Here is a 20387-nt window from a genome sequence, read left to right as displayed (position 1 = left end):
AACGCCGCTGTTGCAGTGCGGTGAACGCGGTGCTAGGGCGCCGCGCCGGCCAAGGGGGGCTTCGGGGCTTAGTATCCGTTATGCCAGTCATGCGTCTGAACAGCGAAGGACGACGCGGGTGAACATCCCCGTCGATGCGGCGGTGCCCGCCGGCCCCGATGCCGGCGCGCGCGGCCATGAGCCGGGGCAGGGCCGGTGGAAGCTGGCGGTCGGCGCGGTCGGCATCGTCTTCGGCGATATCGGCACCAGCCCGCTCTACGCCTTTCGCGAAACCTTTGCCGGCCACCACAAGCTGACGCTGGACCCGGCGCATATCCTGGGCGTCATCAGCCTGATGTTCTGGTCGATGATTCTGGTCGTCACGATCAAATATGTCGCGATCATCATGCGCGCCGACAACAAGGGCGAAGGTGGCAGCCTGGCGCTGCTGGCGCTGATCAACGCCAGCATGGGGACCAAGAAATGGACCGGCGGCATCGTTCTGCTCGGCGTGTTCGCGACGGCGCTGTTCTATGGCGACAGCATGATCACCCCGGCGGTGTCGGTGCTGTCGGCGGTCGAGGGGCTGGCGATCGCTATGCCGGCGTTCGGCGGGCTGGTCGTGCCGATTGCGGTGATGATCCTGGTCTTTCTGTTTTCGATCCAGAGCAGCGGCACGGCGCGGGTCGGCGCGCTGTTCGGGCCGATCATGCTGACCTATTTCACCGTGATCGCGACGTTAGGCGCGATCAGCATCTTTCGCTATCCGGCGGTGTTGAGCGCGTTTAACCCCTATTGGGCGGTGCATTTCTTCCTGGCCAACAGCCAGGCCGCTTTCCTTGCGCTTGGCTCGGTGGTGCTGGCTGTGACCGGGGCGGAGGCGCTTTACGCCGATATGGGCCATTTCGGGCGCGGACCGATCCGCGTGTCATGGCTGGCCTTCGTGCTGCCGGCGCTGATGCTCAACTATATGGGGCAGGGGGCGTTGCTGTTCGTCGAAGGGCAGGCGGCGCTGGTCAGCCCGTTTTACCTGCTGGCGCCGCAATGGTTCCAGCTGCCGCTGGTCGGCATCGCCACCCTTGCCGCGATCATCGCCAGCCAGGCGGTGATCTCCGGCGCTTTTTCCGTCACCCATCAGGCGATCCAGCTTGGTTTCATGCCGCGCCTGAAGATTCTCCATACCAGCGCATCGACGGTCGGGCAGATCTATATCCCGATGATCAACTGGATGCTGATGGTGATGGTGATCCTGCTGGTGCTGTTTTTCCAGACATCGTCCAACCTGACATCGGCCTATGGCATCGCCGTCACCGGCGCGATGTTCATCGACACCTGCCTGCTGGCGGTGCTGCTGTTCACGCTGTGGCGGTGGAACCCGCTGTACGCCGTGCCGCTGGTCGCGGTGTTCGCGCTGGTCGACGGCGCCTATTTCGCCGCCAACCTGACCAAGGTGCCGGACGGCGGCTGGTTCCCGCTGCTGATTGGGCTGATCGCCTTCACCCTGCTCACCACCTGGGCGAAGGGCCGCAAGCTGATGATCGAGCGGATGCGCGAAGCGGCGATGCCGATCATGATCTTCATCGAATCCGCCGCCAGTTCCGCTACCCGGGTGCCGGGCACGGCGGTGTTCATGACGTCGACGCCGGACGGCGTGCCGCACGCGCTGCTCCACAATCTGAAGCACAACAAGGTGCTGCACGAACGGGTGATCCTGCTGACGGTCAAGATCGCCGATTCACCCTATGTCGAGCCGGAGGGGCGGTGCCGGCTGGAGGACCTTGGCCGCGGCTTCCACCGGCTCGTCGTCGTCTACGGCTTCATGCAGGAGCCGGACGTGCCGGCGGCGCTGAAGCAGCTGACCGGCTGCGGCCCGGCGATCAAGATGATGGACACCAGCTTTTTCCTTGCCCGGCAGACGCTGCTGCCATCGGCGCGCCCCGGCATGGCGATCTGGCGCGAAAAGGTGTTCGCCTGGATGCTGCGCAACGCCGAAAGCGCGATGGAATTCTTTCGCCTGCCAACCAACCGCGTCGTCGAACTGGGCAGTCAGGTGGAAATCTAGGCGCCGGGTGCGGGCGGCGCCGGCCCGCGCCCCTTCAGGCCGCCTTGTCGGCGGGGGCGGCGGGGCGGAACATCGCCTGGCCGACGATCCGCAGGCCCTGTTCATGGTCGCCGCGGTAAAGTTGGCCGAGCATGTCCAGCCCGGTGCCGAACGCGCCGCCGAACCGCCAGCCGCCGATATTCTTGAAGCTGCAGCCGACGATGTGGATCGGCCCGCCGTCGTAACACAGCACCGCGCCGTCGAAGACGCAGTCGATGAAGCGGTTGCCGTCCAGCCGGACCAGGCCGCCGTTGAAGGTCGTTCCCTGATAGTCCATCGCGGTTTCCCCCTGCTGCCAAGGTGGCGGCAAGCATAGGTCGACATGGTTAACCAATCATTCTCCATCAACGGGGTTTGTTGCGTTTGAGCGGCACCGGCCCGCGCCCCCGCCCGGCCTCCCAACGGCAGTATCATGTGGGAGGCCGGGCGGGGGCGCGGGCTGGTGCCGGTTCCGCCCAACGCGAACAAGCCCCGACGCCTTCCCCGAATCGAAACGAACGCCCATAGTCGGCCGATGCCGCATGCCGCCTTCGTTCCGCTCCGGATCTTTTCCGCCTACACCATGCTCGACGGGGCGATCGATCCGAAGGCGATCGCCACGCGGGCGCGTGAGCTGGGCTTTCCGGCGGCGGCGATCACCGACCGCAACGGCCTCTATGGCGCGATGGCCTTTTCCGACGCGGCGAAGAAGGCGGGGGTGCAGCCGGTTATCGGTACGATGCTGTGCATCGCCCGGCCGGACTTGCCGGCGGGCGCACCGCGCCTGTTCGACTGGCTGGCGCTCTACGCGCAGGACGAAACCGGCTACGACAATCTGTGCGCGCTGGCGTCTATGGCCCATCTCGACCGGCCGATCGAAGAGCAGGCGCATGTCGATTTCGCCGCGCTGGAGGGGCGGACCGCCGGGCTGATCGCGCTGACCGCCGGCGGCGAGGGGGCGCTCGCCCGCCTCTATGCCGAAGAACAGATGCGCGATGCCGAGGATTATGCCGACCGGTTGGAAGCGCTGTTTCCCGACCGGCTGTATATCGAGATCGTCCGCCGGCTGGACGAGGTCGAGGGCAAGGCCGAGCCGCATCTGCTGAACCTCGCCTACGGCCGCAAACTGCCGCTGGTCGCGACCAACCCGTGCTGCTTCGCCGACGAGCAGTTCCACGCCGCCCATGACGCGATGCTGTGCATCGCCTCGTCCAGCTATGTCGAAAGCGAGGACCGCAAGCACAGCTCGCCGGATGCGTGGATGAAGCCGGCCAAGGCGATGAAGGCGCTGTTCGAGGATCTGCCGGAAGCGATCGCCAACACGCTGGTGGTGGCGCAGCGTTGCGCCGTCGCCGCGCCGAAGCGCAAGCCGATCCTGCCCAGCCTCGCCGGCGACAGGGAGGGAGAGGCGACGCGGCTGGCCGAGGACGCGCGCCACGGACTGGAGGCGCGGCTGGACCGTTTGCCGGACACTATCGACCGTCAGGTCTATCGCGACCGGCTTGAGTTCGAGATCGGCATCATCACCCAGATGGGCTTTCCCGGCTATTTCCTGATCGTCGCCGACTTCATCAAATGGGCGAAGCAGCACGACATTCCGGTCGGGCCGGGGCGCGGTTCCGGCGCCGGATCGGTCGTCGCCTGGGCGCTGACCATCACCGATCTCGACCCGATCCGCCTCGGCCTGCTGTTCGAACGCTTCCTCAACCCGGAACGCGTGTCGATGCCGGACTTCGACATCGACTTCTGCGAAACCCGGCGCGAGGAGGTGATCCGCTACGTCCAGGGGAAGTACGGCCGCGAGCATGTCGCCCAGATCATCACCTTCGGGCGGCTGAAGGCGCGCGCGGTGCTGAAGGACACCGGCCGCGTCCTGCAGATGAGCTACGGTCAGGTCGACCGGCTGGCCAAGCTGGTGCCCAACCACCCGACCGACCCATGGACGCTGGAACGCGCGCTGAATGGCGTGACGGAGCTGGCCGCCGAATACAAAGCCGACGCGCAGGTGAAGCAGCTGTTCGACCTGGCGCAGAAGCTGGAGGGGCTGCCGCGCCACAGTTCGACCCATGCCGCCGGCGTCGTCATCGGCGACCGGCCGCTGTCGCAACTGGTGCCGCTGTACCGCGATCCCCGCTCCGACATGCCGGTGACCCAGTTCGACATGAAATATGTCGAGGGCGCCGGGCTGGTGAAGTTCGACTTTCTCGGCCTGAAAACCCTGTCGGTGCTGAAAAAGGCGGTGACGATCCTTGCCGAACGCGGCGTCGCGGTCGATCTGGACGGCCTGCCGTGGGACGACGCGCAGGTCTACGAACTGCTCCAGCGCGGCGACACGGTCGGCGTGTTCCAGCTGGAATCGGAAGGGATGCGGCGCACTCTCGCCGCCGTCCGCCCGACCAATTTCGGTGACATCATCGCGCTGGTCTCGCTCTACCGGCCGGGGCCGATGGACAATATTCCGATGTTCGGCGCCCGCAAGAACGGGCGGGAGGCGATTGCCTATCCCCACCCGCTGCTTGAGGGGATACTGGCCGAGACCTACGGCATCTTCGTCTATCAGGAACAGGTGATGCAGGCGGCGCAGGTGCTCGCCGGCTACAGCCTGGGCGAGGCGGATCTCCTGCGCCGCGCGATGGGCAAGAAGATCAAGGCGGAAATGGATGCCCAGCGCCAGCGCTTCGTCGACGGCTGCGCCGCCAACGCGATCGACGCGGAAAAGGCCAACGAGCTGTTCGACCTGATCGACAAGTTCGCCGGCTACGGCTTCAACAAGAGCCACGCCGCCGCCTATGCCCTGCTCGCCTATCAGACGGCCTGGCTGAAGGCGCATCACCCGCACGCCTTCTACGCCGCGTCGATGTGCTACGACATGGCGTTGACCGACAAGCTCGGCATTTTCGTCGACGATATGCGGCGCATGGAGCTGCCGTGCCTGCCGCCCGACATCAACGCCAGCGAGGCGGAATTCACCGTCGAGGAGCGGGGTGACGGGCTGGCCGTCCGCTATGCGCTCGCCGCGCTGAAGGGGGTCGGCGAAAAGGCGATGGACCAGCTGGTCGCGGAACGGGCGAAAGGCGGGCCGTTCACCTCGCTCGACGATTTCGCCGGCCGGGTCGACCCGAAGATGTTGAACAAGCGCCAGCTGGAAAGCCTGATCGCCGGTGGCGCGTTCGACGCGCTCGTCCCGGCCCGCGCCGGTGCCTATGCGGCGGCGGAGACGATCCTGGCGGTCGCCGCCCGCGCCGCCGATGCGCGGATCAGCGGGCAGGGCGGCCTGTTCGGCGCCGGTTCCGCCAGCCCGGCCGCCGGCATCCGCCTGCCCGCCGACGCGGTGTGGACGCTGGCGGAACGGATGGCGCAGGAGAAGGAGGCGTTCGGCTTCTATTTCTCCGCCCACCCGGTCGACCGCTATCGCCATCTGGCGGTGGCGCACAGCGCCCGCAGTTACGGCGCGCTGTGCGGCCAGCCGGCCGGCGAGGAGGCGAGCCGCACCGGGGCAGTGATGGCGGCGCTGGTCGAGGATGCGCGTTGGCGCACCTCGGCGCGGGGACGGCGCTATCTGATGTGCACCCTGTCCGACGCGACCGGCCAGTTTGTCGCCAGCTGCTTTGACGACGGTGTTGCGGCGGAGCTGGAGGCGGCGGCCAGGGACGGCGGCTGCGGCCTGCTGCATGTCGAGCTTGACCGCAAACCGGGGGAAGACAGCCCGCGCGTCACCGTCAAGCGCATTCAGCCGTTCGAGCAGTTGAGCGGGTCGGCCCGACTTGAACTGCATGTGACGGTTGACGACGCTGTGGTGCTGCCGGGGCTGGCGGCGCTGGTCTCGTCGCTGCGCGGCGGGCGCGGCGCGCTGATTCTCCACGCGGTGCTGGACGACGGCACCGCCGTTGACCTGCGCCTGGGCCGCGACTTCCTGCTCGACGCCGAAGTGCAGGCGCGGGTCGAGAAGCTGGCTGGTGTCACCGACGCGACACTGCGCGCGGCGGAAGCACCCCGCCTTGCCCTGGTATCCTGATTGCGCTTGATTCCCTCGCGTTCAGGCCTGACCATGCCTGAATAAGATGGAGGAGAGTATGCTGGGCGGGATGCAGGAATTCGAACTGCGTGTGCCGCGGATCATCGACCATGCGGCGCGCGAGCATGGCGAGCGGGAAGTCGTCACTTACTGGGCGGACGGGCAGGAAAGCCGCAGCGACTGGGCCGGCGTCCACCGCGACGCGCGGCGGCTGGCGCAGGCGCTGGAACGGCTGGGTATGACGCCGGGCGATCGGATTGCGACGTTGGCGATGAACCACGGCCGTCACATCGTCGCCTGGTACGGGGCGATCGGCATGGGCGGGGTGATCCACACGATCAACCCGCGGCTGTTCGACGAGCAGATCGTCTACATCGCTAATCACGCCGGCGACCGGGTGCTGTTCTATGACCGCGCATTCCAGCCGCTGGTCGACCGGCTGAAACCGCAATTCACCACGATCGAGCACTTCATCTGCTTTGACCCGCCGGCCGGCGCCGACGGCTTCGAAAGCCTGATCGCGGCCGAAGACGGCGATTACCGCTGGGTCGAGGGGCCGGAACGCGCCCCCTGCATGCTCTGCTACACATCGGGCACCACCGGCAACCCGAAGGGCGTGCTCTACACCCACCGTTCGACGTTGCTCCACGCGATGACGGAGGTGTCGCCGGCGGTGTTCGACCTGTCGCCGCGCGCGGTGACGCTGCCGATCGTGCCGATGTTCCACGCCGCCGCCTGGGGCCTGCCGTTCGCGGCGCCGATGGCGGGGGTGAAGATGGTCTGTTCGGCGGTCAACGATCCCAAGGTCCTGTGCCTGCTGATGAACCGGGAAAAGGTCACCCATTCCGCCGGGGTGCCGACGGTGTGGCTGGCGATGTTCAAGCATATCGACGAAACCGGCGAGGCGCCGCAGCACCTGCAACTGGTGACGATCGGCGGTTCGGCAGCGCCACGGATGATGATCGAGCGGCTGATGACAATGGGCATCCGCGTCGGCCATGCGTGGGGGATGACCGAAACCTCGCCGATCGGTACCTGCGGCGCGCCAAGCCATGACTGGGACGATCTGGATTTCGAGGCGCAAGTCGATCAGGTGGTGCGCCAGGGGCGGGTGCCGTTCGGCGTCGAACTGCGCGTCGTCGACGATGACGGTGTCGTCCAGCCGCGTGACGGCGCCAGTTCCGGCCGGTTGCAGGTGCGCGGGCCGTGGGTGCTGGACCGCTATTTCCGCGACGAAACCGGCCCGGCGATCGACGCGGACGGCTGGTTCGACACCGGCGACGTCGCCGTGCTTCACCCGAACGGGACGATGCAGATCACCGACCGGTCGAAGGATGTCATCAAATCCGGCGGCGAATGGATCAGTTCGGTCGATCTGGAGAATGCGGCCGTCGACTGCCCCGGGGTGGCGGAGGCGGCGGCGATCGGCGTCTATCATCCGAAATGGGACGAACGACCGCTGCTGCTGGTTGTCCGCAAGCCGGGCGCGACGGTGACCGAGGCGGAGATTATCGCCTTTCTTGCCGGCCGGGTCGCGAAATGGTGGCTTCCCGACGAAATCGCTTTTGTCGACGAACTGCCGCACACCGCGACCGGCAAGCTGTTGAAAACCGCATTGCGCGCCGAGTACAAGGATTACCGGCTGAAGGTCGCCTGATCTCCCGACGGACGAAGCCGGCATCGCGGCTCCGGCGGCACCTTACAGCAGCCGCAGCTGCGCCCCTGCCGGCGGCTGGAACAGGTCGCTGCGCAGCACGCCGCGTTCGCGGTTAAGCCCGTGCCGGCGCGCGGCGATGTGGAAGCGGGTGCGCAGCAGATCGGCATAGGGGCCGTGGCCGCGCATCCGGTCGAAGAAGCGCGGATCATTGTCGCGGCCGCCGCGCATCGCCTGGATCGTCGCCATCACCTTCGCCGCGCGATCTGGGAAATGCGTGTCGAGCCAGGCGCGAAACAGCGGCGCCACTTCGAACGGCAGCCGCACCGGAATGAACGACACGCCGCGCGCGCCCGCCTCCGCCGCCCGCGCCACCAGATGTTCAAGCTCATGGTCGGTGATACCGGGGATGACGGGGGCGATCGAGACATAGGCGGGCACCCCGGCGGCGGCGAGCGCCTTGACCGCCGCCAGCCGCTTTTCCGGGTGCGGCGCGCGCGGCTCCAGCGTCATCGCGATGCGCGGGTCGAGCGAGGTGATCGACAGGGCGACGCCGACCAGTTGGTACTCCGCCATCCGCGCCAGCAGGTCGATGTCACGCACCACCCGGTCCGACTTGGTGGTGATGCTGAGCGGGTGGCGCGTTTCGGCGAGCAGGGCGACGATGGCGCGGGTGATCTTCCACGTCGCCTCGATCGGCTGATAGGGGTCGGTGTTGGTCCCCATCGCGATCGGCGCCGGCGTGTAGCCCGGCTTCGCCAGCTCCGCGCGCAGCAGCCGCGCCGCATCCGGCTTGGCGAACAGCCGCGTCTCGAAATCGATGCCGGGCGACAGGTCGTGCCAGGCATGGCTCGGTCGCGCGAAGCAGTAGATGCAGCCGTGCTCGCAGCCGCGATAAGGGTTGATCGAGCGGTCGAACGGGATGTCGGGCGACTGGTTGCGGTTGATGATCGTCCTGGGCGCCTCGACGGTGACGGTGGTGCGGACCGGTGCGACGGCGCCGTCGATCGACTCCTGCGCATCCAGCCAGTCGCCATCCGCCGCCCGTTCCGGCAGGTTGAAGCGGCTGCTCTCGCGGTTGAGCGTCGCGCCGCGAACCGGGCGTTTGCGCGAATCCATTGACGGAGGATGGCAGTACTTATAGAACATATCAAGAACAATGGAGATCAGGATGGCACGCCTCAACTATCTGGAACTGCCGAGCGCGGACGTGGCGGCGGCAAAGGCGTTCTATGCGGCGGCGTTCGGGTGGACGTTCGCCGATTTCGGGCCAGGCTATGCGGCGACGACCAGCGGCGATACCGATGTCGGTTTTCAGGGTGACGTGGCGGAACAGACGGCGGCGGCGCTGCCGGTCGTCGAGGTCGACGATCTTGATGCGACTCTGGCGGCGGTGACGGCGGCGGGCGGTGCCATCACCCGCGCCATCTTTGCCTTCCCCGGCGGCAGGCGGTTTCATTTTCGCGATCCGGACGGGCACGAACTGGCGGTTATGCAGCCTTCGGCGGCTTAGGGGCGTTGTCCCTGCGGAGCATGGGGTTATGCTGGCCCCGGATGTAGACGGGGAGGGTTATGCGGGCAGCGTTGATCGCAATCATGGCCATGGCGGCGCTATCGGATGGCGCGGCGGCGCAGCCGCGCGCGGACCGGGACCGGCCGATCGACGTGTCGCGGGCCGAGGTGGTGGCGGGCGCGGTGCGCGATGCCGGCTACAAGGCGGAACTGAAGCATAACGAAAAGGGCGCGCCTTATATCGTCAGCGCCGCCAACGGCGCGCCGTTCATCATCGAATTCTACGGCTGCCGCCCGGACAGCGGCTGTTCCTCGCTGCAATTCTATAGCTGGTATCGCAAGGAAGCGGGCTTCACCCTCGACATGGTCAACGAATGGAACGCCGGAAAGCGCTTTCTCAAGACCTATATCGACAAGGAAGGCGACCTTGGCGCGACGATGGACGTCACCACCATCGGCCGGATGACCCCGGCCAATTTCGCCGACGCGCTGGACTGGTGGGCGGTAATGAGCGCCGACCTCGCCACCTTCATCGACAAGCGCGACGACGCGCCGCCGGTTTCGCCGCCGGCTACTGCGCGCTGAGCAGCGCGGTTTCGGTCGGTCCGGCGGTGATCCGCACCGCCGATGCGCCGGGCAGGCCGGGGAAGCGCGGCCATAGCCCCTCGGCCAGCGCCTTGCGGCTGGGCGACGGGTCGCCCGCGTTCTGCTGGTACATCCAGTAATTGCGCATGACGACCGCGACATAGCCGCGCGTTTCCCAATAGGGGATGCTTTCGATGTAGAGTAGCGGGTCGCCCTTGTCGAAGCCGCGCCCGTTCCATTCGCCGACCGGCAGCGGCCCGCAGTTATAGGCGGCGATCACCTTGGGCAGCAGCCCGCCGGTCGCGCTGCCGTCGCGCAGTTGCTCCAGATAGGCCTGGCCGAATTCGATGTTGGTCGCCGGGTTGGTGAGGGCGGCGCGGTCGACGGTCTCGCCCTTGCGCCGGGCGATCAGTTGCGCGGTCGTCGGCATCAGCTGCATCAGGCCATAGGCGCCGGCCGGGCTGACCGCATCGGTGCGAAAGCGCGATTCCTGCAGAGTATGGGCAAAGATCAGCGCCCGGTCGACGCGCCAGCCACCGGCCGGTGTCCAGTCCGGCGCCGGGTAGCGCGCGCTGGCCGCCAGCCGGGTGCCGGCCGGGCCGTTATGCGCCAGCCAGATCTGCAGCGCCGGCATGTTCATCCGCCCGGCGAGCCGGGTCAGCATCTCATGCTCGCGCCCGTCGCCAATCTTTGCCTGATGGCGCAGCGCGTCCGCGGCGAGATCCGTCTGGCCGATTTCGACCAGTGCCGCGGCGATGCGGATGTTGGTATGGGCCGACAGCCGGTCCCAGTCGGCGGCGAGCAATTCCGGCTGCTGGCCCGGCTTGGCGGTAATGCCCAGCGCCTGCTGGGCGAGCAGGCCGTAGAAGGTCTCCGGGCTGCGGGCGGCGGCGCGCAGCCGGCCTTGCACCAGTTCTGGTCGCCCTTCCGCCATGTCGGCGCGGGCCGCCCAGTACTGGCCGGCGGCCTTCATCTCTTCATCCTCGCCGCGCCGCGCGACCGAATCGAAGGCGCGGGCGGCGGCGGCGTAGTCCTGCTGGCGCCATGCGGCCAGCCCGGCGATCCAGTCGGCGTGGACCGCCCATTCGCCGACCCCGGTCTGCGCCCTCGCGGCGACGCGGCGGGCGTCGGCGTCGTTGCCGGTCAGGTAATAGGACCAGGCGACCCGCTGACGCCATTCGGTCTGCGCTTCGCTGGTCAGCCCGGCGGCGGCTTCGACCAGCGCCTCGGCGGCGGCCGGGTCGTCGGCCTTGATCAGCGGCAGCACCTGCGCCGACAGGGCGACGCCGACCGGGTCGACCTTGATCGTCGCCGCCCGGCCGCGCAGCGGGGCGCTGCCCAGCCATTGCAGGCGCTGTTCGGTCGGGATCGCCGGCAGGTCGGTCGCTCCGCGCTTGGCGGCGAGGGCGGCGATCTGCCCGGCTTTCGGCAGGTCCGGCGACCGGGCGAGCCAGGCGCGCAGCGGTTCCAGCGCGACGCGCGGCGTTCCGGCGCGGGTGTAGAGTTCGGCGAGCGCGGTCTGGTGCAGCAGCCCGTCCGGCATCGCCGTCAGTTGCGCCTGCGCGTCGGCCCAGCGGCGGGCATCGAGCGCGGCGAAGATCGCGCGATAGGCGGTTTTTTCCGCCGCGTTCAGCACCGCCGGCGCCTGTTTGTGGGCGGGGATGGGCGGGGTCGGCGCCGGGGCGGCAAGCGCTGGCGCCGCGCCGGCGCAACCGAGCAGCGCCATGACCGCAAAAAACCGCATCACGCCCCTTTCCCCGTCAGCAACAGCAGGTCCTTCCATGCCTCGGCCTTTGCCGCCGGATGCTCCAACAGCATAGGCGGCGAGAAGCTGGCAACCGCCTCGACCGTGCCCGCGCCATGCTTAAGCGCGCGTATCGAACCGCGCGCGGCGCGCAACTCCATCCCAAGCAACGCACGGCTGGCCGCATTGCCCAGCACCAATACCCGTGCCGGCCCGGCGAGCGCGATGCGATGGCGCATGATCGCGATCAGCCGTTCGGCCACTTCCGGCGCGACCGTGCCCGCCGGCACCCGCGTCGGCGCGATGGCCGCCAGATAGACCGAATCGCGGCTCTGGCCGATCGCGGCCAGCATCCGGTCGAACAACTGCCCGACCACGCCGCCGAACAGCCGCCCCTCGCCGGCATCGCCCGGTTCCGGCTGGCCGGTGACGATCATCAGCGTGGCTGCGGGGTTGCCGGTGGCGGCGATCCGCGTGCCGCCCCAGGCGGCGCCCGGCACGTCGTCGCCGCCGGCAAGCCAGGCGTCGAGCGCGGCGATGCTGTCGGGCAATGGCGCGGGCGCCCGTGCCGTTACGACATCCGCCTTGTTTTCCGTCGGCTGCGTCGGCGATGCCAGCCAGGGAAAGGGCGTTTCGCCGACCAGCGTGTCGACCCCCGCATCGCGCCACCACGCCAGCAGGCTCGACCTTTCCTCGGCTGTGAATGCGGGCATCAGCATGCCGCGCATAGGGGGGAAGGTTGACGCCAGGGTCAATCTCTTGGCACGGGAGCGGGGACGGGACGGTTGTCCGCTGCGACGAACGCGGGATGAGGGGTAGAAACGATGAGCGAACGGGAGTCGATGCCCTATGACGTGGTGATCGTCGGCGGCGGACCGGCGGGTCTGGCGGCGGCGATCCGGCTGAAACAGCTTGCGGCCGAAAACAGCGCGGAGCTGTCGGTCTGCGTCCTGGAAAAGGGGTCGGAAATCGGCGCCCATATCCTGTCCGGCGCGGTCGTCGACCCGCGCGCGCTGGACGAACTGCTGCCCGACTGGCGCGACGATTGCCCGCTGGCCCGCACGCCGGTGACCGAGAATCACCATTGGGTGCTGACGGCGGGGCGGAAATACGAATTCCCGCATATCGTCATGCCGCCGTTCATGAACAACAAGGGCACCTACACCGGTTCGCTCGGCAACCTGTGCCGCTGGCTGGCGGAAAAGGCGGAAGGGCTGGGGGTGGAGATTTTCCCCGGTTTCGCCGCCGCCGAAATCCTGTTTCACGACGACGGATCGGTGAAGGGCGTCGCGACCGGCGACATGGGCGTCGCGCGCGACGGCACCCACAAGCCGGATTACCAGCCGGGGCTGGAACTCCACGCCAAATACACCTTCTTCGCCGAAGGCGCGCGCGGTCACCTGACCAAGCAGCTGAAGCAGCTTTTCGCGCTGGACGCCGACTCGCAGCCGCAGGTCTACGGCATCGGCCTCAAGGAATTGTGGGATATCGACCCGGCGAAGCACAAGCCGGGCCGGGTCATCCACACCCAGGGCTGGCCGCTTGACGACGCCTGGGGCGGTGGCTTCCTCTACCATCAGGAAAATGGTCAGGTTGCGCTCGGCTTCGTCGTCGCGCTCAACTACAAGAACCCGCATCTGTCGCCGTTCCACGAATTCCAGCGGTGGAAGACGCATCCGGCGATCCGCGCGATCCTGGAGGGCGGGCGCCGCGTCTCCTACGGCGCGCGCGCGATCAACGAAGGCGGCTGGCAGTCGGTGCCGAAGCTGGTGTTCCCCGGCGGCGCGCTCGTCGGCTGTTCGGCCGGCTTCGTCAACGTGCCCCGGATCAAGGGCAGCCACACCGCGATGAAGAGCGGCATGCTCGCCGCCGAGGCCGCCTTCGCGGCGATCGCCGCCGATCGCGCCGGTGATGAACTGACCACCTATCCGGATGCGTTGAACGCCAGCTGGATCGCGACCGAGCTGAAGAAGGTCCGCAACGTCGAGCCGGCGGTCGCCAAGCTGGGCGGGACGATCGGCACGCTGGTGGCCGGCGCCGACATGTGGATGCGCCAGCTCGGCATCGGCCTGCCCTTCACCCTGGGGCACAAGCCCGATCACACCAAGCTGTGGCGCGCCGACCAGTGCCAGCCGATCGCCTACCCCAAGCCGGACGGCGTGATCAGCTTCGACCGGCTGTCCTCGGTCTTCCTGTCCAATACCAATCACGAGGAAGACCAGCCTTGTCACCTGACGCTGAAGGACCCGGATATCCCGATCAGCTACAATCTGCCGCTGTATGACGAACCGGCGCAACGCTACTGCCCGGCCGGCGTTTACGAGGTGGTGGGACAGGAAGAAGGCAACCCCCGCTTCCAGATCAACGCGCAGAACTGCGTCCACTGCAAGACATGCGACATCAAGGACCCCACCCAGAACATCAACTGGGTGGTGCCCGAAGGCGGCGGAGGGCCGAATTATCCCAACATGTAAGCGCGCGCTGCTCCTTCTGACGGCGGTGGCGTTCACCGCGCCGGCGGTGGCGACGGTGGGGAACGACCGCGCGGCTATCGGCGCCTATGTCCACGCCCGGCTGGCCGATGCGACCGGTGAGACGGAGATCGCCAACCGCAGCTATGCCGAGCTGATCGATCAGCGGCCGGACGATGTCGTCCTCGCCAGCCGCGCCTATCGGCAGGCGATGACGACCGGCGACATCACGCTGGCGCTGCGCGCGGCCGCGCCGCTCGACCGCGCCGGGGTGCTGCCGGCGGACGGGCGGCTGCTGCTGTTTGTCTCGGCGCTCAGGGTGAAGGACTGGCCGGCGGCGGAACGGATCACCGACCGTATCGCCAGCGACGGCAATTTCGATTTCCTGGTGCCGATGCTGCGCGCCTGGGTCGCGTTCGGCGCCAAACGGGGCGACCCGGTCGCCATGCTCGACGCGGCGCCGGCCAGCGCGCTTGGCGGTGCCTATCGCCCGGCCCAGCGTATCCTGCTGCAACTGGCGCTCGGCCGCTATGATGACGCGCAACTGGAAGCGCGGGCGCTGGCGGCGACCGGCACCGCCCATGCCGGCGAATTGCGCCTGTCCGCCGCCGCGACGCTGGCGGCACAAGGGCGCAAGGACACTGCGCTGTCGCTGCTCGACGGCGATGCGCCGGCGCTGGTCAGGGCGCGGACGATGGTGGCCGCCGGCAAGGCACCGGTGCCGCCGGTGATCGATGCGCGCGGTGGCACCGCCTGGCTGTTCGCCCGGCTTGCCGCCGACATCGGCGCGCGCGCGCCGTCGCCGGGGGCGATCGCGATCGGCTGGCTGGCGCTGGCGCTGGCCCCGGACGACGACGCGACGCTGTTGCTTGTCGGGCGGATGCTCGCCGCCGGCGATGACGATGAATGGCCGGGCGTCGACGATGCGGCGGCGCTGATGCTGGTCGAACGCGCCAACCCGGACGGGCCGTTCGCGGCGGCGCGCGAGCAGATCCGCGTCGGGCTGCTGATGCAGGCCGACGACAAGGCGGCGGCGCTGAACGAGGCGCTGACGCTCGCCGGGCGGCCGGAGGCGACATTGGCCGATTTCGCCCGCCTTGGCGACATTTACACCCGGCTCGGCCGGCATGGCGAAGCGGCGGATGCCTATGGCCGGGCGGTCGCTCTGGCCGGGGCAGACAGCCGGGCGAGCGCGCTGATGTGGAGCCTCTATCTGCTCTATGGCGGCGCGCTCGACCGGGCCGGCGACTGGAAACGGGCGCTGCCGATGCTTGAAAAGGCGGTGGCGCTCGCCCCGCAGGAAGCGCATGCGCTCAACTATCTCGGCTATTCGAAGCTGGAGAAGAAGCAGGACATCGCCAACGCCACCGCGCTGGTCAAGCGGGCCGCCGCGCTGAAGCCGGACGACCCGGCGATCGCCGATTCGCTCGGCTATGCCTATTATCTCGGCGGGGACTTTCCGCGCGCCATTCAGGCGCTGGAACGCGCTGTTGCCGGCCAGCCGACCGACCCGACGATCAACGAGCATCTGGGCGATGCGTACTGGAAGGCCGGCCGCCGGTTCGAGGCGCGCTACGCCTGGCGGGCGGCGATGGCGACCGCCGACGGGGACGACCATGCCCGGCTGGCCGACAAGCTGGAGCGCGGGCTGGACCTCGTCCAAGCGCGGCGGTGATGGAAACCGCCTTCGCGAAGATCAACCTGGCGCTGCATGTCCGCGCGCGCCAGCCCGACGGCTATCACGATATCGAGACGCTGTTCGCCTTCGCCGAGGATGGCGACCGGCTGACCGCCAGCGCCGGCGACGGCATCCGCCTCACCCTGTCCGGCCCGTTCGCGGCCGGGCTGGATGCCGGGCCGGCCAACCTCGTCCACCGCGCGGCGAGCGAATTGCGCGCCGCCTTCGCGGTTACCGACGGCGTTGTCCTGCACCTCGACAAGCACCTGCCAGTCGCCGCCGGGCTGGGCGGCGGCTCGGCCGATGCGGCGGCGGCGCTGCGGCTGCTCGCCCGGCGCTGGCGGATCGCGCCGGACGCGCCGGAAATCGCCGTTATCGCCCGGCGGCTCGGCGCCGACGTGCCCGCCTGCCTCGCCAGCATCCCGGCCTATGGCAGCGGGCGCGGTGACCGGCTGACGCCGCTCGCATTGCCGGGGCTGGCCGGGCAGCCGCTGCTGCTGGTCAACCCCGGCGTGCCGCTTGCCACCGCGCCGGTGTTCGCCGGCTGGGACGGCGTCGATCGCGGGCCGCTCGCCGCCACCGCAACGCTTGCCGCGCTCAGCGCCGCGCGCAACGACCTGACCGCGCCGGCGACCGCGCTCGCCCCGGCTATCGCGCCGCTGCTCGCCTGGCTGGACGCGCAGCCGGGCGTGGTTCTGGCGCGAATGTCCGGTTCCGGCGCGAGCTGCTTCGCGCTGTTCGCCGACGCCGCCGGGCGCGACGCGGCGGCATCGGCGGTCGCCGGGCGCTTTCCCGGTTGCTGGTGTCTCGCTACCAGACTGAGATGACCCGACCGTCCCGATTCGATACGCGCCCGGCGCCGCCCGAAGGCCGCTTTTCGCGCCAGACCGCGCCTGGTCCGTATCTTGCGTGGCGCACCCTAGCGGATCAGCCCGCCGGCGGGCGGTGCTCATCCGCAAATGGTCCGCGCCTTTGCGTGAGGCGTGCGTCATTTGGGCGGCGGGGGGCGGCGGCCCCCCGCCCGCCTTTCCGTGTTGCCGGGGGATATCGGCATGGTCGGTGAGCCGGCGGCGCTCGACAACCTGGTGACGACGGCGCGCGGATCGGCTGCCGACGATACCCTGTTCCACCTGTCTTTCGACGGCCATGTCGCGCGACTGACCATGGCGCGCGCGCGCTACCGCAACGCGGTGCGTAGCGATGACTGGCGGGCGCTGCCGGCGCTGGTCGAACAGGCGGCGCGCGGCGGGGCGCGGGTGATTCTGCTCGCCTCGGCGGTCGCGGGCAGCTTTTCCGCCGGCGTGGACCTGAACGAACTGGTGGCGCTGCGCGAGGACGCCGCCGCGCGGCTGCCCCTTCGCAATGCGATGCGCGCCGGCCTGAACGCGCTGCGCGCCAGCCCGGTGCCGGTGATCGCGCTGGTCGACGGTGACTGTTTCGGCGCCGGCGTCGCGCTCGCCATCGCCTGCGACATCCGCGTCGCCGGCCCCGCCGCGCGTTTCGCCGTGACGCCGGCGCGGCTGGGCATCAGCTATCAGTTCGCCGATATCACCCGCCTGCGCGCGCTGGTTGGGGAGGGGCAGGCGGCGCGGCTGCTGCTGGCGGCGGAGGCGATCGACACGGCGGAGGCGCTGCGTATCGGCCTTGCGGAGCTTGCCGGTGGCGCCGCACAGGCCGAAAAGCTCGCCGCCGCAATCGCCGCCAACGCCCCGTCCAGCGTTGCCGCGCTGAAAAGCGGGCTTGCCGCCACAGGGGATGATGCCGGCGAGAATCACGACCGCGCCTTCGATGCCGCGTTCGGCGGGCCGGACTTTGCTGTCGGGCTTGCCGCCTTCCGCGCCCGCCGGACGCCGGAGTTCGACTAGGTGCTGGCACCGCCCTGGTTCGATCATCTGCCCGGCACGGCGGACGGCGGCGGCGACGTCCTGCTGCTGGTCGACCATGCCGGCGCGGCGGTGCCGCCGGACGTGGCGCTTGGCATTCCCGACGCGCTGCTTGCTGCCCATATCGCCGTCGACATCGGCGCCGGGCCGCTTGCCCGGGCGCTGGCCGGGCGGCTGGGGGCGGCGGCGTTTCTCGCCACGCTGTCCCGCCTCGTTGTCGACCTGAACCGCGATCCCGACGATCCGCGCGCCATTCCGGCGGCGAGCGACGGCCATGCGATCCCCGGCAATGCCGACCTGTCGGCGGCGGAGCGTCAGGCGCGGCTCGCCCGGTTCTGGGCGCCGTATCACGACGCCGTTGCCGCCCATGTCGCCGCTGCGCGCCCGGCGCTGATCGTCGCGGTGCACAGTTTCACTCCGGCGCTGGCGGAAGGCGGCGATCCGCGACCATGGCCGGTCGGCCTGCTCTATAACGACGATGACCGCGCCGCCCGCATTGCCCTCACCCTGCTGGCGGAGGCCGGTTTCGACGCCGGTGACAACCAGCCCTATTCCGGCAAGCTGCTCAACGCGACGATGAACCGCCATGCGGAAGCGCGCGGCATTCCGTATCTGGCGCTCGAAATCCGCAATGACGGGCTGACGGATGCCGCCGGTATTGGCCGCTGGGCCGAAATTCTCGCGCCGGTCATCACCGTGGTACGCAACAGACTTGCGTAATTCCCCCCGGTGGGGACATAGGCGTGCGCGATGACACAGACATTCGATAAGGCGCGGCTTCCCAGCCGCCACGTCTCGGTTGGCCCGGAACGGGCGCCGCACCGCAGCTATTATTATGCGATGGGGCTGGACGCGGACGCCATCGCGCGGCCGTTCGTCGGCATCGCGTCGGCGGGCAATGACAGCGCGCCGTGCAACACCACGCTCGACATGCAGGCCGACGCGTCGCGCGACGGCGTGATCGAGGGCGGCGGCACCCCGCGCCGGTTCAACACGATCACCGTCACCGACGGCATCGCGATGGGCCATCAGGGGATGAAGGCGTCGCTGGTCAGCCGCGAGGTGATCGCCGATTCGGTTGAACTCAGCATGCGTGGCCATTGCTACGACGCGCTGCTGGCTTTTGCGGGCTGCGACAAGTCGCTGCCGGGCATGATGATGGCGATGCTGCGGCTGAACGTCCCGGCGATCTTCGTCTATGGCGGGTCGATCCTGCCCGGCACCTGGCAGGGCCGCGACGTGACCGTCATCGACGTGTTCGAGGCGGTCGGCCGCCACGCCGCCGGCGGTTGCCCGCTCAGCGAACTGAGCGCGCTCGAAAAGGTCGCCTGCCCCGGCCACGGTGCCTGCGGCGGGCAATACACCGCTAACACCATGGCCTGCGTGGCGGAAGCGATCGGCCTGTCGCTGCCCAACAGCAACATGATGCCGGCACCCTACCGCGCGCGTGACGAATACGCCCGCGCCGCCGGCCGGCAGGTGATGAACCTGCTTGCCGACAATCTGCGCCCGCGCACCATCTGCACGCGCGAAGCGTTCGAGAACGCGGCGCGCGTCGTCGCGGCCACCGGCGGGTCGACCAACGCCGGCCTGCACCTGCCGGCGATGGCGAGCGAAGTCGGCATCGATTTCGACCTGTTCGACGTGGCGGAGATCTTCAAGACCACGCCCTACATCGCCGACCTGAAGCCCGGCGGTAAGTATGTCGCCAAGGACATGTACGAGGCCGGCGGCGTCTACATGTTGATGAAGACGCTGCTTGCCGAAGGGCTGCTCCACGGCGACTGCATCACCGTCACCGGCAAGACGCTAGGTGAGAATATCGATCAGGTGACGTGGAACCCGGACCAGAAGGTGATCTACGACGCGCGCGCGCCGTTGTCGCCGACCGGCGGTGTCGTCGGCCTGCGCGGCACGCTGGCGCCCGACGGCGCGATCGTGAAGGTCGCGGGCATGCACCGGCTGGCGTTCGAAGGCCCGGCGCGGGTCTTCGATTGCGAAGAGGATGCGTTCGAGGCGGTCGAGGCGCGCACCGTCGCCGAAGGTTCGGTCATCGTCATCCGCTACGAAGGGCCAAAGGGCGGGCCAGGGATGCGCGAGATGCTGTCGACCACCGCCGCGCTGTACGGGCAGGGCCTGGGCGAGAAGATGGCGCTGGTCACCGACGGCCGTTTCTCCGGGGGTACGCGTGGCTTCTGCATCGGCCATGTCGGGCCGGAAGCGGCGGTCGGCGGCCCGATCGCGCTGGTCGAGGACGGCGACCTCATCCGCATCGACGCGGTCGCCGGCACCATCGACCTTGTGGTGGAGGAGGATGTGCTGGCGGAACGTCGCGCCCGTTGGGTGCCGCGCACCAACGACTATCAGTCCGGCGCGCTCTGGCGCTATGCGCAGAATGTCGGCCCGGCCTATAAGGGTGCGTTGACGCATCCGGGGGCGCGGTCCGAAACCCATGTCTACGCCGACATCTGATTGCGCGCCGTTCCTCGTTGCGGCGGCGGCGCCCGTCGCGCGCGACGGTGCGCTGGCCTGCGCCCCCAGCGGCACGGAGAGCTTCGCCGCCGCCTGTGCACTTGAACGCCGGGTCGGCGCGGGCGGGCTGGAACTGACCGTCCGCAACCCCGGCGGCGGCTTCCACCGGCTGCTGGTCACCGCCGCCGGACGCGGCGTCGTCGCGGCGGACGGCGCCGAGGCGGCCGAAGTCAGCATCGCCGGCGCGGGTGAGATCGCGGTGGCGATCGGCGGTGACCGCTACCGGTTGCCGGCAACGACCAGGGCGCGCTGAG

16 protein-coding genes are annotated in these 20387 nt (G+C 69.0%); 12 read left to right on the top strand and 4 right to left on the bottom strand.

What is annotated here, in order from left to right; translation table 11 throughout:
• Window positions 1-142 precede the first annotated feature (142 nt).
• The gene (locus ACMT1E_RS11630; protein WP_414903406.1) at window positions 143-2041 is read left to right on the top strand and encodes a potassium transporter Kup; all 1899 of its coding nucleotides are present in this window, start codon (window positions 143-145) and stop codon (window positions 2039-2041) included.
• 34 nt (window positions 2042-2075) lie between these two features.
• Here ACMT1E_RS11630 and ACMT1E_RS11625 read toward each other — a convergent pair whose 3' ends face one another.
• Window positions 2076-2357, bottom strand: a complete 282-nt coding sequence (locus ACMT1E_RS11625) for a hypothetical protein (RefSeq protein ID WP_414900399.1) — start codon at window positions 2355-2357, stop codon at window positions 2076-2078.
• A gap of 237 nt (window positions 2358-2594) precedes the next feature.
• Between ACMT1E_RS11625 and dnaE the strand changes: the two genes are divergently transcribed.
• A complete protein-coding gene (dnaE, locus tag ACMT1E_RS11620; protein WP_414900398.1) occupies window positions 2595-6074 on the top strand; it encodes a DNA polymerase III subunit alpha in 3480 nt (1159 codons plus the stop codon).
• Between the two features lie 58 nt (window positions 6075-6132).
• A complete protein-coding gene (locus ACMT1E_RS11615) occupies window positions 6133-7731 on the top strand; it encodes a long-chain fatty acid--CoA ligase (protein WP_414900397.1) in 1599 nt (532 codons plus the stop codon).
• 42 nt (window positions 7732-7773) lie between these two features.
• Here the strand turns inward: ACMT1E_RS11615 and ACMT1E_RS11610 are convergent, their stop codons facing one another.
• Window positions 7774-8847 (bottom strand): PA0069 family radical SAM protein, encoded by a 1074-nt coding sequence (locus ACMT1E_RS11610; RefSeq protein ID WP_414900396.1) that lies wholly within the window; start codon window positions 8845-8847, stop codon window positions 7774-7776.
• 52 nt (window positions 8848-8899) lie between these two features.
• Between ACMT1E_RS11610 and ACMT1E_RS11605 the strand changes: the two genes are divergently transcribed.
• Together ACMT1E_RS11605 and ACMT1E_RS11600 are read left to right on the top strand one after the other, a co-directional pair.
• Window positions 8900-9241, top strand: a complete 342-nt coding sequence (locus ACMT1E_RS11605) for a VOC family protein (RefSeq protein ID WP_414900395.1) — start codon at window positions 8900-8902, stop codon at window positions 9239-9241.
• A gap of 59 nt (window positions 9242-9300) precedes the next feature.
• Window positions 9301-9825, top strand: a complete 525-nt coding sequence (locus ACMT1E_RS11600) for a YbjN domain-containing protein (protein WP_414900394.1) — start codon at window positions 9301-9303, stop codon at window positions 9823-9825.
• On the opposite strand, the gene ACMT1E_RS11595 is transcribed toward ACMT1E_RS11600, so the two are convergent.
• Both ACMT1E_RS11595 and ACMT1E_RS11590 read right to left on the bottom strand, forming a co-directional pair.
• Window positions 9812-11569, bottom strand: a complete 1758-nt coding sequence (locus ACMT1E_RS11595) for a transglycosylase SLT domain-containing protein (RefSeq protein ID WP_414900393.1) — start codon at window positions 11567-11569, stop codon at window positions 9812-9814. The two genes, ACMT1E_RS11600 and ACMT1E_RS11595, sit on opposite strands and share 14 nt — an antisense overlap.
• The gene (locus ACMT1E_RS11590; protein ID WP_414900392.1) at window positions 11569-12282 is read right to left on the bottom strand and encodes a uracil-DNA glycosylase family protein; all 714 of its coding nucleotides are present in this window, start codon (window positions 12280-12282) and stop codon (window positions 11569-11571) included. Before ACMT1E_RS11590 ends, ACMT1E_RS11595 begins: the two co-directional genes overlap by 1 nt.
• Window positions 12283-12393: 111 nt before the next feature.
• On the opposite strand from ACMT1E_RS11590, the gene ACMT1E_RS11585 reads away from it, so the two are divergent.
• From ACMT1E_RS11585 to ACMT1E_RS11555, 7 genes are all read left to right on the top strand, one after another.
• The gene (locus ACMT1E_RS11585; RefSeq protein WP_414900391.1) at window positions 12394-14043 is read left to right on the top strand and encodes an electron transfer flavoprotein-ubiquinone oxidoreductase; all 1650 of its coding nucleotides are present in this window, start codon (window positions 12394-12396) and stop codon (window positions 14041-14043) included.
• A 46-nt stretch (window positions 14044-14089) separates the two neighbouring features.
• A complete protein-coding gene (locus ACMT1E_RS11580) occupies window positions 14090-15715 on the top strand; it encodes a tetratricopeptide repeat protein (protein ID WP_414900389.1) in 1626 nt (541 codons plus the stop codon).
• Window positions 15715-16545, top strand: coding sequence for a 4-(cytidine 5'-diphospho)-2-C-methyl-D-erythritol kinase (locus tag ACMT1E_RS11575; protein ID WP_414900387.1), 831 nt, complete (start codon window positions 15715-15717; stop codon window positions 16543-16545). Before ACMT1E_RS11580 ends, ACMT1E_RS11575 begins: the two co-directional genes overlap by 1 nt.
• Window positions 16546-16770: 225 nt before the next feature.
• Complete coding sequence (locus tag ACMT1E_RS11570) at window positions 16771-17583, top strand: enoyl-CoA hydratase/isomerase family protein (protein ID WP_414900386.1); 813 nt, start codon at window positions 16771-16773, stop codon at window positions 17581-17583.
• Complete coding sequence (locus ACMT1E_RS11565) at window positions 17584-18321, top strand: N-formylglutamate amidohydrolase (RefSeq protein ID WP_414900385.1); 738 nt, start codon at window positions 17584-17586, stop codon at window positions 18319-18321.
• A gap of 30 nt (window positions 18322-18351) precedes the next feature.
• Complete coding sequence (ilvD, locus tag ACMT1E_RS11560; protein ID WP_414900383.1) at window positions 18352-20073, top strand: dihydroxy-acid dehydratase; 1722 nt, start codon at window positions 18352-18354, stop codon at window positions 20071-20073.
• Window positions 20054-20386, top strand: coding sequence for a hypothetical protein (locus tag ACMT1E_RS11555; RefSeq protein ID WP_414900382.1), 333 nt, complete (start codon window positions 20054-20056; stop codon window positions 20384-20386). Before ilvD ends, ACMT1E_RS11555 begins: the two co-directional genes overlap by 20 nt.
• Window position 20387 lies beyond the last annotated feature (1 nt).

Source organism: Sphingomonas flavalba, from assembly GCF_047553045.1.
Classification (GTDB): Bacteria; Pseudomonadota; Alphaproteobacteria; order Sphingomonadales; family Sphingomonadaceae; genus Sphingomonas_L; species Sphingomonas_L flavalba_A.
The sequence above is the reverse complement of the archived record's forward strand: the minus strand, read 5'-3'. Positions and strand labels throughout refer to the sequence as shown.